At 74.9% G+C, this 12,886-nt stretch carries 8 protein-coding genes and 1 pseudogene; all 9 read right to left on the reverse strand.

Translation table 11 applies throughout. The features are described from left to right. Positions 1-102: 102 nt before the first annotated feature. Entirely contained in the window at positions 103-906 is an 804-nt protein-coding gene (locus tag B0I33_RS15310; RefSeq protein WP_146147504.1) for a helix-turn-helix transcriptional regulator, read from the reverse strand. 65 nt (positions 907-971) lie between these two features. Further along, positions 972-2,630: a PucR family transcriptional regulator gene (locus tag B0I33_RS15315; protein WP_106179465.1), complete on the reverse strand. Its 1,659-nt coding sequence runs from the start codon at positions 2,628-2,630 to the stop codon at positions 972-974. Between the two features lie 111 nt (positions 2,631-2,741). Next, positions 2,742-3,848 (reverse strand): o-succinylbenzoate synthase, encoded by a 1,107-nt coding sequence (menC, locus tag B0I33_RS15320; protein ID WP_106179466.1) that lies wholly within the window; start codon positions 3,846-3,848, stop codon positions 2,742-2,744. Further along, on the reverse strand, positions 3,845-4,672 hold the full coding sequence (locus B0I33_RS15325; RefSeq protein WP_106179808.1) for a GNAT family N-acetyltransferase: 828 nt from the start codon (positions 4,670-4,672) through the stop codon (positions 3,845-3,847). The genes menC and B0I33_RS15325 overlap by 4 nt, the downstream gene beginning before the upstream one ends. 95 nt (positions 4,673-4,767) lie before the next feature. After that, on the reverse strand, positions 4,768-5,883 hold the full coding sequence (locus B0I33_RS15330; RefSeq protein ID WP_106179809.1) for a M20 family metallopeptidase: 1,116 nt from the start codon (positions 5,881-5,883) through the stop codon (positions 4,768-4,770). 11 nt (positions 5,884-5,894) lie between these two features. Next, positions 5,895-9,197, reverse strand: a complete 3,303-nt coding sequence (locus B0I33_RS15335; protein WP_106179467.1) for a serine hydrolase — start codon at positions 9,195-9,197, stop codon at positions 5,895-5,897. Positions 9,198-9,214: 17 nt separating this feature from the next. Beyond that, positions 9,215-9,931: pseudogene (locus B0I33_RS15340) on the reverse strand (ABC transporter ATP-binding protein); the annotation flags it as partial. Then, positions 9,928-11,868 (reverse strand): dipeptide/oligopeptide/nickel ABC transporter permease/ATP-binding protein, encoded by a 1,941-nt coding sequence (locus B0I33_RS15345; RefSeq protein ID WP_106179469.1) that lies wholly within the window; start codon positions 11,866-11,868, stop codon positions 9,928-9,930. The gene B0I33_RS15345 and the pseudogene B0I33_RS15340, both read right to left, overlap by 4 nt. A gap of 3 nt (positions 11,869-11,871) precedes the next feature. After that, positions 11,872-12,885 (reverse strand): ABC transporter permease, encoded by a 1,014-nt coding sequence (locus B0I33_RS15350; RefSeq protein ID WP_106179470.1) that lies wholly within the window; start codon positions 12,883-12,885, stop codon positions 11,872-11,874. Position 12,886: the final 1 nt, after the last annotated feature.

A 12,886-nucleotide genomic window follows, 5' to 3' on the forward strand; every position in this document is an offset into this window, starting at 1 on the left:
CGCCAACCCACGGGCGGCAACGACACTACGAGCCAGATCACCAACGGCCAGGATCCCAACCACCGCAACAGCGGCAACATCACCCTGACACTGAGCCGAACACTAGGCACGGCGGGGGTGCGCGTCTTGGAGGAACGCGAACAGCTCCCGCGGCGTGACACCGGCCAGCGCCCGCGTCTCCCGGCAGAAGTGGGACTGGTCCGCGAAACCGTGGCCGGGCCCCGCCGCCGTGGCGCGCGGCCCAGCCATCGCGACCGCGGCGCGCTGGAAGCGGGCGATGCGGGCCACGGTCTTCGGCGTGAGCCCGACCTGGCGGCGGAAGCCGAGCTGCAGGTACCGCCGGCTCACGCCGAACTCGGCGGCCAGCGCGCCGATCGTGACCGGCGCGGGCCCGGTCTGCAGCCGCCACCACGCCCGGGTGATCACCGGCTCCGGGTCGGCTTCCCCGGCCGAGGCGAGCCGCGCGGCGAACCACCGGTCCAGCACCGCGAACCGGCCCGCCCAGTCCGGCACCTCCGCGAGCCGCCGGGCCAGCCGCCCCGCCCACGGCCCGAGCACGTCGTCGAGCGGCACGATCCGGTCGGCCAGCTCGTTCTGCCGCACGCCGAGCAGGGCGCGCACCCCGGCCGGGGTCACCCCGACGGAGATCCCGTCGCGCCAGCCCGGCCCCTGGTACCGCAGGCCGGTGGCGCGCGGGCCGGTCACCAGCGGCGGCGCCCCGGTCCAGTCGACGATCAGCGTGGCGACGTTGAACGGGAGGATCCGCCGCAGCAGCGCCCCCTCCGGAGTGGCGCGGAACCCGGAGTAGCCGGCCACATAGGGCCGCAACGGCTCGGCCACCGTCCCCGGCACCACCTGCAGGCACCCACTGGCCACCGCGGACACCGAGTGAATTTGCGCCAGCACCGCACCATCATGCCCTGCCCCGCGCCCGGCGGGCGACGAGCGCGGAGCGGCCCCGCGGGACCGGCCTACTCGCCGGAAACGTCGGGCAGGGCCTCGGGTGGCAGCACCCGCAGCTGCAGCATCGCGGCGAACCGCTGCTCCGGGTCGGCGAGATCGATCCTCCCGACCTCCCCGACCCGGCGAAGCCGGTAGCGCAACGTGTTCGGGTGCAGGAACAGGGATTCCGCGGCGACGGTGACGTCCCCGAACGAGTCCAGCCAGACGCGCAACGTGCCGAGCAGGTTGCCGCCGTGCCTGCGGTCGTAGTCGATCAGGCGGGCCACCGCACCCGTGGGGGCGTCGCCGCGGGCGCGCGCGATGTCCCGCAGCTCCATGACGAGCGCCTCGCCCTGGAGTTCGTCCAGGACCCCGATCGTGCGGCCTCCCCTGCCCTCGCGCAGCACCCTGAGCACCCGGTCCACCGTGGTCCTGCTTCCGGCCAGGTCCCGCACGTCGAGCGCGACCGGTCCGACGGCGGCGAGCGTCGGGAGCCGCCTGCCCACCCGGTCGACGAACTCCTGCACGATCCGCAGGGCGTGCGACTCCGCGTCCTCGGCGGCGCCCGCGAGCGGGAGCAGGCCGTAGGTGACGTCGCCGATGGCGGCGGCGGCCGAGCGCGGATGCACCGCGCCCAGGTGCAGCGCGAACGCACCGGTGAGCCGTTCCCGGTCCTGCGCGGTCTCCGACGGCGCGTGCCGGCCGGACGGGGCGCGCTCGTCGAGGGCGACGCCGAGCACCTGCAGCGGCTGCCCGGCCAGGCCCAGCCGCCCCAGTGCCTCACCGGCCCCTTCGTCGCCCTCCAGCGCGGTGCGCAACAGGTCCGCCCGCAGCCGGTGCTGCACGTCCGCACCCGCGCGGACCCGGAGCATGTGCAGGGCGACCAGCTGCGCCGACTCCCGCAGGGCGACCATGCGGTCCTCGCTCAGCGGCCCGGTCACCGCGGCCCAGACGGAGCCGAGCACCTCGTCTCCCGCGCGGACGGCGACGGCGACCCTGGGCAGCGTCAGCCCCTCGTCGGCGTGCAGCACGGAGTCCACGTACACGGGCATCTCACTGCGCAGCAGGTCCCGGAAGACCCCGCGCTCGCGCAGCACCCGCGCGTACCGCTCCGGGACCTGCCGCCCCAGGATCGTCTCGACCCGCGACGCGTCGGCCTCGTCCTGGCGACCGGAGAACGCCAGCACCCGCGAGTTGCGGTCCTCGATGGTGACCGGGGCGTCGAGCAGGGACGCGATCGCGTTGGCGACGGCGAACAGGTCACCGGACGGCAACCCGCCCAGCGACTCCGCCTCCTCGAAACCCACGTCGCCCTCGGCCAGCAGCGAGCGCAGCATCTCCCCGAGATGCCCCCACGGCGCGCCACGGCTCAGCCCGAGGAGCGCCACCCCCGACCGCTCGGCCGCCGACCGCACCTCGTCGGTCAGCGGCACGGGAGCCCGGAGCACCAGTCCGGCCGCGTCCTGCTCCCCCAGCTCGCGCAGCAAGCCCGTCACCCGCTCCGGGGACTCCACGCCGACGCCGAGCACCAGCGCGTGGCGGGGCAGCACCGGCGCGTCGAGCGGGTCGTAGATCACCACCCCGCCGATGTCCCGGACCCGGGCGGGATCGCCGTGCGCGAGGTCGAGCAGGGTCGTGCCGAGATCGTCGAGGACTCGGGCGAGGCTCGCCCGCGGCCGCACGTTCATGGCCTGGGACACCTTCCGACCGTAGACGGCGCAGGCACGGAGCCTAGTCGTCAGATCAAACGAAATCGAGGTCCTCATTTCGTGCGGATCCACCAACGCGGTCCGACGGGGTCAGAGGTCGAGCCACTCGCTCGCGGTCGTGACGGCCTCGAGCCGCTCGGGCACCGGTGTCACCCCCAGCCCCGCGCCGGCCGGCACCGCGAGATGCCCCTCGTCGAGCACGAACGGTTCGGTGACGTCGGTGGCGTAGTAGCGACCGGACGCCGAGGTGTCCCCCGGCAACGTGAACCCGGGCAGCGCGGCGAGCGCGACGTTCGCCGCGCGCCCCAGGCCCGTCTCCAGCATGCCGCCGCACCACACCGGCACGCCGTGCGCCGCGCAGACGTCGTGGATGCGCCGGGCCTCCAGGTAACCGCCGACCCGGCCCGGTTTGATGTTGACCACCTGGGTGGCTCCCAGCCGGATGGCGGCGGCGGCGTCCCGGGCGGACCCGATCGACTCGTCCAGGCAGACCGGCGTCCGGATCAGCCGGGCCAGGTCGGCGTGCCCGAGCAGGTCCTCCTCGTCGAACGGCTGCTCGATGAGCAGCAGGTCGAACGCGTCGAGCCGGGCCAGGTGCCGGGCGTCCCCGGGCCGGTACGCGGTGTTCGCGTCGACCTGCAGCAACAGGTCGTCGCCGAACCGTTCCCGGACGGCGCGCACCGGCTCGACATCCCAGCCGGGCTCGATCTTCAGCTTGATCCGCACGTAGCCCTGGTCGAGGAAGGCCCCGACGGCGTCGAGCAGTTCGGGAACGCTGTCCATGATCCCCACCGAGACCCCGCACGGCACCCGATCGTGGACCGCGCCGAGCTCGCGCCCGAACGAGCGGCCCTCCGCGCGCAGCTCCGCGTCGAGCACCGCCATCTCGAGCGCCGCCTTCGCCATGCGGTGCCCCTTGACCGCCGACAGGGCAGGCGCCACGGCGCCGGCGTCCGGGACGTCGGAGGCCACCAGGGCCGGGACGAGGTGGCCGCGCAGCACGTCGGCGGCCCCGTCGACGTACTCCGCGGAGTAGAGCGGGCTCGCCATCGCCACGCACTCGCCCCAGCCCTCGGCCTCCTCGGTGCGGACACGCACCAGCAGGATGTCCCGGGTGTGCTGCGTACCGAACGACGTCCGGAACGGCGCGACGAGCGGCATCGCGATGCGCCGCAGCTCGACAGCGGTCAGCTTCACGGTGTCCTCCTCACGACGTACCAGCCCGCGCGGTCGAACCCGACGACACGGCCGCCGTCGTCGGCGAGCGTCATCAGCGCCTCGCGGACGGTGATCCGCCACTCGTGGGCCAGCCCCGGATCGGTCACGCGCATCCGCTCGATGTCCCTCGGGACCGCGACCAGGGACGTGCGCCCGTCGAGCCGCCCCGGCCGGGGACGCTCACCGCTCGTGCGGTCGAGCGCCACCACGGCACCGGCCGCCAGCTCACCGGCCGCGTCCAGGTTCACGTGGGTGCCCGCGCACGCGCGGTGGACCTCCGCGTCGTCCAGCCTCCACCGCATGAGCAGGCGGTCGGTGTCGTCGTGCCCGTTGATGCTGTCGGCCATGGCGCCGTAGAAGTTCGGCAGGTACTCGACCGGCCTGGCCGCCAGCTTGACGAGGTTGAAGTAGGCGTTGCGGCTGACCAGCGGGTCGAACGTCCAGGCGATGTCGGACACCCCGCGGCGCAGGGCCCAGGCCCGCTGGTGGAGCTTGAGCGCGAAGCCGATGCTGCGCCCGGCGGCGAGGCCGGAGACCCCGGCGATATGGCTGTGCAGCGCGTCGTCGTCCGGAGCGTGGAAGAACCCCACGCAGGCCCCGACCAGCCGCCCGTCCTCGAAGGCGCCACTGACGTAGTTGCCCGCCTTGGTGAAGGCACGCAGCAGCTCCAGGGTGACCGGCGGGTTCCCGGCCCGCCCCCAGATCTCGGAGAGGAGCCCGACCACGGCGTCCAGCTCCTCCAGCCGGGTCAGCCTCCGCACGGCGACCCCGGCCGCCTGCGCGGCGCGGTCGGCGTCCCGCACCGCCCGCTCGGCTCCCGGCGCCGACGAAGCCGACGAGGCCGACGAGGCCGTGGCCGCGTTCCCGGCGGGCGTGCCGCTGAGCTGTTCGTGTGCCGTCACGGCAGGGCACCACCAGACACGGCCGGCTCGCCGGCCGGAGCCAGCAGGTCCTGGAGCAGCGCGCGCAGCAGCCGCGTGCGGCCGGGCAGGTGGTCGATCAGGACGTGCTCGTGGTCGGCGTGCGCGCCCCCGCCCACCGCACCGAGCCCGTCGAGGGTCGGCGTACCGACCCCGGCCGTGAAGTTGCCGTCCGACGCGCCGCCCACGGCGACCGCACCCGGGTCCCCGAGCCCCAGCCGCGCCGAGAGCAGGCGCAGCCGCTCCAGCAACGCGGCCGAGGAGCTCGCCTCCAGGGGCGGGCGGTTCGGTCCGCCGGTGACCTCGACGTCCGCGCCGGGAAGGACGGGAACCAGGGCCCGCATCGCCCGGTCCACCCTGGCCTGCTCCGCGGCGGTGCGCACCCGCACGTCGACCGTGCACGTCCCGTGGGCGGGCACGGTGTTGGTGGTGGTCCCGGCGCTCGCCCGGGTCGGGGTCACCGTGGTCCCGGCGGCGGGATCGGCGATCGCGCTCACCGCGAGAGCCTGGTGTGCCAGCTCCAGGGTGGCGTTCACGCCGCGTTCCGGCTCCAGGCCCGCGTGCGCCGCCCGGCCGGTGACCCGGATCTCGTACAGCGAGACCCCCTTGCGCTCCGTCTTCAGCGCACCGCCCTCGGCGGACGCCTCGAGCACGAGCGCCGCCGCGGCACCGCGGGCCTCGCGCTCGACGAGCTCCCGGGAGGAGGGAGAGCCGAGCTCCTCGTCACCCGTGACGAGCACGGTCACCCCGGCCAGCCCCGCCGCGGCGTGGAACGCCATGGCCAGACCCGACTTCATGTCGAAGCAGCCGGGGCCCCGCAGCACCCCGCCCTCCACTGTGCACGGACGGGTCCGGAGGGACCCCAGCGGCCACACCGTGTCGTGGTGGCCCAGCAGCAGCACGCGGGCGGGCCCGCCGCCGGTGCGCCAGCGCAGGTGGGTGTGGCCGTCGAGCACGATGCGCTCGGGCTCGGCGCCCAGGTGCCCGGCCCCGACCCGGGCGACCACCTCCGCCGAACGCGCCACGGCCGTCAGGTCCGCCGACGGTGACTCGCACTCCACCATCGCCCGGATGTCCTCCAGCAGGTCGGTCATGCCCGGTTCCATCAGCGCACCTTCGGGGTGGCGCGCACGCCGAAGTGCAAGTACCGCTCGCCGCCGGAGAGCTCGTAGAAGGTGACCGGCGTCCAGGTCTGCCCGTCGCCCGGCCGGACCGCGAACACGCCGGGCGCGACCGGGGTCATCGGGTACTCCTCGACCGGATCGGGGACGAGCTCGGCCAGCGGGCCGGTGATCACCGTCCGCAGCACGGGACCGCCGGGGGTGTCCTCGACCTCCTGCCGCACCGACGCCCGTTCGTAGGTGCCGACGTGGGGCGTCACGTCCACCGGCACCGGCTCGGCGGGCGGCGCGAACGGGGCGGGCATGTCCGCCCCGGCGAGCTCGGCGAAGATCTCCCGGTACAGCTCCTCGTACAGGTCGCGCGTGCGGCCGCCGTTGGTGAGCAGCGCGACCGCCAGCCCCTGCTCCGGAAGCAGCCGCAGGAAGGCCGCCTGACCGAGCGTGTTGCCGTCGTGCCCGATCAGCCGGTGCTCGCCCCACCCGAAGCGGATCCAGCCCAGCCCCCACGAGTCACCGAGGCTGAGCTTGACGGGTAGCTCCGCCTGCATCGCCGCCATGGCGTCGACGCTCCGCTCGCTCAGCACGCGGGTCCCGTCGGCGGCCACCCCGCCGGTCAGGTGCATCCGCGCGAACGCGAGCACGTCGGCGACCGCGGAGGTCACCAGGCCGGCGGGCCCGATCGACCGGGGCAGGGTCCACGCGGCGGCCGGGACGGTCCGCCCGTCCCGTTCGTCGTGGCCGACGGCGGCACCGAACAGCAACGCGTCCTCGGGCAGCGTCACCGTGTGCGCCAGCCCCAGCGGCGAGAACAGGCGGTCCCGCAGCGCCTCGTCCCACGTGGTGCCGGTGACCTTCTCGATCATCCGGCCCACCAGGGAGAAACCCGAGTTGCAGTAGGACCAGGTGGCGCCGAGCGGGTGGTTCTGCTCCGCCTCGCCCAGTCCGGCGACGTACTTCTCGAGGCAGTCGTCGCCCCGTCCGGTGTCGGTGAAGATGTCGCCGTCGATCCCGCTGGTGTGGGTGAGCAGGTGGCGCAGGGTCACCGACTTGGTGACGTCGGGATCGGCGAGCCTGAGCTCCGGCAGCACCTCGGCGACCGGGGTGTCCAGCTGGAGCAGTCCCTCGTCCACCAGCGCCATCGCCACGGTCGCCGTCCAGACCTTGGTGATCGAACCGATCTGGAACAGCGAGTCGGCCCGCACCGGAGCGCCGGTGCGGACGTTGAGCACGCCGTGGGTGGCGCACCACACCTCGTCGCCGCGTTCCGCGCCGGGGTCCAGCCGCAGGATGCCGAGCTGGGCGCCGGGAACGCCGTGGCGCTCGGCCAGCTCGGCCAGGCGCCGTTCCCAGTGCCCGAGGTCCACCGGGGGGCGACCGTCCTGCCGGGTGTGCCGCTCGACCCAGTCGAGGACGCGCCGGTTGTAGTCGAGGCGGTGTGCGGGGCGGCCGGTCAGGACGAAGACGTGCGACGCGCCAGGGTAGACCACGAGCCGGGTCGGCACCCCCTGCTCGCGCAGGGCGCTGTGCCACTGCTGCGCCTGGCCGAGCGGGCAGGTCAGGTCGGCCTGCCCGTGCAGCACCAGGGTGGGGGTGCGGACGTTGCCGACGTGCGTCAGCGGCGACATCGCGGCGAACTGCTCCGGCCGCTGCCACGGCGCGCCGCCCAGTTCGAAGGCGTTCAGCAACGGGGCGTCGTCGCTGGTGCCGCTCATGCTCACCAGGTCGCTGACGGGCCCGCCCGCGACCGCCGCGGCGAACCGGTCGTCGTGCCCGGTGAGCCAGCACGTCATGAACCCGCCGTAGCTGTAGCCGGTGACGGCGAGCCGGTCCGGGTCGGCGAGTCCCTCGGCGACGAGCTGGTCCAGCGGCTCCAGGAAGTCGGCCGCGTCGGCGACGCCCCACGCGCCGTGCACGCCGCGGTAGAAGCGCTCGCCGTAGCCGTCGCTTCCCCTCGGGTTGACCAGCAGCACCGCCCAGCCGCGCGCGACCAGCTCCTGGTGGTACAGGTGCACCTCGTCGGCGGCGCCGTTCCACGCGTTGTGCGGGCCGCCGTGCACGTCCAGCAGGACCGGGCGCGCGCCGCTCCGGCCGGGGTCGTGCACCAGCCAGGCCTGCACCTCGGTGCCGTCGCTGATCCGGAAGGTCCGCTCCTCCCGCGGGTACAGCAGCACGTCGTCGAGCGCGGCGCCGTGCGAGGTCAGCACCCGTTCCCGGCCCGAGGCCAGGTCGATCACGACGATCTCGCCGTACGAGGACGGCGTGCGGAGTGCGACGGCCGCGCGGTCGGCCGCGACGGCAAGGCCGGAGACGACCCGCCCGGCGCCGTCGAGCACCGGGCGTGCCCCGGAGCCCTCGGTGCCGACCGACCAGAGGTGGGTGCACCCTCGGTCGCGCAGGCAGAACAGCACCCGGTCACCGGCCTGTGCGGGAGGGCCGCCAGGGTAGCCGGTGGCTCCGGGCAGCACGTTCCGGTCGAGGTGGCCGCTCAGGTCGGTGACCTCCCCGTCGGCGAGGCGGACCCGCAGCAGGCGCGCGTGGCCGGCGGGATCACCGAGCCAGCCGGTCACGAGCAGACCGGCCCCGTCGGGGGTCCACTCGACGGTCCCCGCGACCCCGTCGGCGAGCGCGACCTGGCGGGGCGCGGCGCCCGGCTGGTCGACCGCCAGCAGGAACACGGGGGTGCGGCAGGTGAGGTCGCTGTCGGCGCCGGAGCGCCGGGGGAAGGCCAGGGTGGTCCCGTCCGGGGACCATGCGGGCTCGCCCGCGCTGTCCGGGCCGTCGGTCAGCCGGCGCACCCGGCGCGAGGTGAGGTCGAGGACGTGCAGCTGGCTGCGCACGCCACCGTGCAGGCCCGCGCCGTCGGCCTGGTAGTCCAACCGGTCCAGCACGAGGGGAGCGTCCGTGCCGCCGGCCGGGCCGACCGGTGCCGTGAAGGCCAGCCGGCGACCGTCGGGGCTCCACCGGGGCGCGCCCGCGCCCGGCGGGCAGCCGGTCAGCAGCTCGACCTCGCCGCCGTCGGCGGGGACGACGGCGAGCCGGCCGTCCCGGACGAAGGCGAGGCGGCGGCCGTCGGGGGACCACGCGGGGGCCGTGTCCGCGGGCCCGAGGGTGAGCCGTCGCGGTGTTCCGCCGCCGGCCGCGACGAGCCACAGCTCGTCCACGTTGCGGTCCCGCTCCACGTCGAGCGTGCGCAGCACGTACGCCACCTGGGCGCCGTCGGCCGACAGCGCGGGCTGGGAGGGGACGGCGAGGCCGTTGAGGTCGTCGATCCGGGCGCGACGGGTCATGGCTGGCTCCTTCTTCCGGGCACGGCGGCGAGCAGCGTGCGCGTGTAGTCGTGGTTCGGGTGGCCGAGGACCCGCTCGGTGGGGCCCTGCTCGACGATCCGGCCGGCGCGCATGACCGCCACGTGCGAGGCCACGTACCGGACCACCGCGAGGTTGTGCGAGATGAACAGGATGGACAGGCCGAGGTCTCGCCGGAGCTCGCGCAGCAGGTTGAGCACCACGCCCTGGATGGACACGTCCAGCGCCGAGGTGATCTCGTCGGCGATCACGACCCGGGGCCGGGCGGCGAGGGCGCGGGCGATCGCCACCCGCTGCCGCTGACCGCCGGAGAGCCCGCCCGGCCGGGTCCGCGCGCGGGCGGGGTCGACGTGGACCAGCTCGAGCAGCCGTTCCACCTCGGCGCGCCGCTGTTGCCGTGATCGGCCGGGAGGCATCGCCTCGGCGACGCTGTCGCCGACGGTCATCCGGGGATCGAGCGAGGCGTAGGGGTCCTGGAACACCATCTGCAGCGGTCGCCGACGGCCACTGGTCGGGACCGGTGCCCCGCCCAGGGTGATGGTTCCGCCGTGCACCGGCGCCAGCCCCACCGCGGCCCGCGCCAGCGTCGACTTCCCGGAGCCGGACTCACCGACCAGGCCCACGATCCGCCCCTCGGGGACGGTGAGGTCGACCCGGTCCACCACGACGTGCCTGCCGTACCGCACGGTCACGTCCTGCCAGCGAAGGTCGCTCATGGCGTCTCCACCAGCTCGTCGGCCGGGTGTTCCGCGGTCCCGCCGGGGAGCGGCTCTCCGGCGTGCCAGCACGCCACCCGCCGCCCGCCGGGGTCGGCGACCAGCGGCGGGTCCTCGGCCCGGCAGCGGGCGTCCGCCAGCGGGCAGCGCGCGGCGTAGGCGCATCCGGCGGGCAACTCGGCCGGGTCCACGGGCCTGCCCGGGATGGTCGCGAGCGGCTCGTCGATGTCCGTTTCCATGTCCGGGACGGCCGCGACGAGGGCACGGGTGTAGGGATGGCGGGCTCCCGTGGCGAGTTCGGAAGTCGGCAGGTCCTCCACGATCCGGCCCGCGTACATCACCAGCACGCGGTCGCAGACCTCGCCGACGACCGTGACGTCGTGGCTGATCAGCACGAGGCCGACGGCGTCGTCCCCGCGGATGGTGGCCAGCAGGTCGAGCACCTGCTGCTGCACGGTGACGTCGAGTGCCGTGGTGGGTTCGTCGGCCACGATCAGCCGCGGGGAGCCCATCAGGCCCATCCCGATCATCGCCCGCTGGCGCATCCCGCCCGAGAACTCGTGCGGGTACTGCCGGGCCCGGCGGCCGACGTCGGGGATCCCGACCGCGCCGAGCCGGTCCTCGGCCCGCGACATCGCCTCCCGGCGGGGCATCCCCAGGTGGTGGCTCGCCACCTCGGCGAGCTGGCCGCCGATCCTGCGGGTCGGGTTGAGCGAGGTCATCGGATCCTGGAAGACCATGGCCAGCGACGTGCCGAGGAGTCGCCGCCGCCGCGGGGTGTCGGCGCCCCGCAGGTCGTCGCCCAGCAGCCGCAGCCGGGTGGCTTCGACGTGCCCGCTGTCGGCGACCAGCCTGGTGACCGCGAGCGCGGTCAGGGACTTGCCCGAACCCGACTCGCCCACCACGCCCACGGCCTCCCCCCGCCGCACGGTGAACGAGACCCCGCGCACCGGCCGGATCGCGCCCCGGGGCCCGGGCACCGTCACCTCCAGGTCCCGCACGTCGAGCACGACGTCGGGATCGGCGGCCTCGACGTCGTCCCTGGCGTCCTCCCCGGCCGGTGCGCGGCGGGAGTCGCCGTCCGCGGACGGGGCGGGCGGCGGACCACCGCGGAGGGTGGGGCTGCCCAGCCCCTTGGCGACCGACTCGCCGAGGAGGTTGAACGCGAGCCCGGCGAGGAGCACCGCCGCGCCCGGCGCCAGCGCGGCCATCGGGTTCACGTAGAGGGCGCTCACCCCCTCGTAGAGCAGGCGGCCCCAGTCGTAGTCCGGCGACTGGACGCCGAGGCCGAGGAAGGACAGCCCGGCGAACGACAGCAGCACGGTGCCTGCGCCGATGGTGGCGTTCACGGCCAGCGGCTCGGCGACGTTGGGCAGGATGTGCCGGAACAGCACGCGCAAGCGCCCCACCCCGGCGATGCGGGCGGCGGCCACGAAGTCCCTGGCCGCGAGGTTCGCCACCAGCGCGTGGGTGAGCCGGGCGAACGACGGCGCCCCGGCCAGGCCGATGGCGAGCACGGCACCCCGGGCGCCCAGCCCGAACACCACCGCGAAGAACAGCGCGAGCAGCAGGCCGGGGAAGGCGACGGCGGCGTTGACGATCGCCGTCATCAGGCGGCCGGCGCGCCGGCCGAGAAGGTACGGCGCGGACCCCAGCAGGAGTCCCACCAGGACGGCGATCGCCGTCGCCGCCAGGGCCAGCCCGATCGAAAGCCGGGTGGCCACCAGCACCCGCGCGAGGATGTCGCGACCGAGGTTGTCGGTCCCCGCCCAGTGCTCGCTCGACGGGCCCGCCAGGATGTCGGCGGTGTCCACCGCCTCCGCGGCCGCGCCCCACACCAGCGGGGCCACCACGGCCAGCACCAGCACCAGGCCGCACAGGGCGGCCGCGCCCGCGCCGAGCGGCGTGCGCAGGACCCGCAGCCAGCGACGTTCCATGGCTCAGTCCTCCCGGATCATCGATCGAGGGTCGAGCAGGGCCAGCGCGACGTCCACGGCGCTGTTGACCAGCAGGACCCCGGCGCCGTACACGAGCACGATCGCCTGCGCGACCGGGTAGTCCTTGGTCAGGATCGAGTCGACGATGGTGCGCCCGAGTCCCGGCCAGGCGAAGACGTTCTCCACCAGGACGGTGCCGACGGCCATCGCGCTGAGGATCAGCCCGCTCAGGGTCAGGGCGGCGGTCACGGCGTTGGGCAGCGCGTGCCTGAAGTACACGGTGCGGGCGGGCAGCCGCTTCGCCCTGGCCGTGCGGATGAAGTCGGACTCGAGCACCCCCACCATCTCCACCCGCAGGATGCGGGCGAGGATCACGGCGGGGCCGATCGCCATGGCGACCACCGGCAGGATGTGGGCCGAGGGCGTGGCGTTGCCCGCCACCGGCAGCCAGCCCAGGTGGACGCCGAAGACGGCGACGAGCCCCACGCCGATCAGGAAGTCGGGGATCGTGCCGAGCACGACGCTGGTGGTGGTGAACGCCAGCTCGGTGCGCCGTCCGCGCCCTCCCCGGGTGAGCACTCCCATGGTGACGCCGAGCGGGACCGCGATCACGACCGCGGCCGCGAAGGCGAGCACGGTCAGCGTGAGCGTCGCGGGCAGCCGCTGCGCCACGATGTCGGACACCGGCAGCTGCGCGGACAGGGAGGTGCCGAGGTCGCCGGTGAACAACCCGCCGAGGTAGTGGACGTACTGCACGAGCAGGGGTTCGTCCAGCCCCAGCGCGTGCCTGCGTGCCTCGACGAGCGCGGCCGGTGCCGTGGGGCCGAGCGCAGCCCGGACCGGATCGCCGGGCATGAGGTGGATCATCGCGAACGACGCGGTCACCAGCACCCACACCGACACCAGCAGCCGGACCAGCCGCCGGAGGGCGAACCGCGTCCACGGGCGGCGCAGGAGACCGGTGCCGCTCTCGTCCCCCGAGGCCGTCTCGAGCACCGGATTCGCGGTCGAGGACATG

Source organism: Prauserella shujinwangii, assembly GCF_003001955.1.
Lineage (GTDB): Bacteria > Actinomycetota > Actinomycetes > Mycobacteriales > Pseudonocardiaceae > Qaidamihabitans > Qaidamihabitans shujinwangii.

Bases quoted from the DNA above. Each gene is read 5' to 3' on its own strand.
- B0I33_RS15315 (WP_106179465.1), bottom strand. From the start codon at position 2,630: ATGAACGTGCGGCCGCGGGCGAGCCTCGCCCGAGTCCTCGACGATCTC.
- B0I33_RS15330 (WP_106179809.1), bottom strand. From the start codon at position 5,883: ATGACCGACCTGCTGGAGGACATCCGGGCGATGGTGGAGTGCGAGTCA.
- B0I33_RS15335 (WP_106179467.1), bottom strand. From the start codon at position 9,197: ATGACCCGTCGCGCCCGGATCGACGACCTCAACGGCCTCGCCGTCCCC.
- B0I33_RS15345 (WP_106179469.1), bottom strand. From the start codon at position 11,868: ATGGAACGTCGCTGGCTGCGGGTCCTGCGCACGCCGCTCGGCGCGGGC.
- B0I33_RS15350 (WP_106179470.1), bottom strand. From the start codon at position 12,885: ATGTCCTCGACCGCGAATCCGGTGCTCGAGACGGCCTCGGGGGACGAG.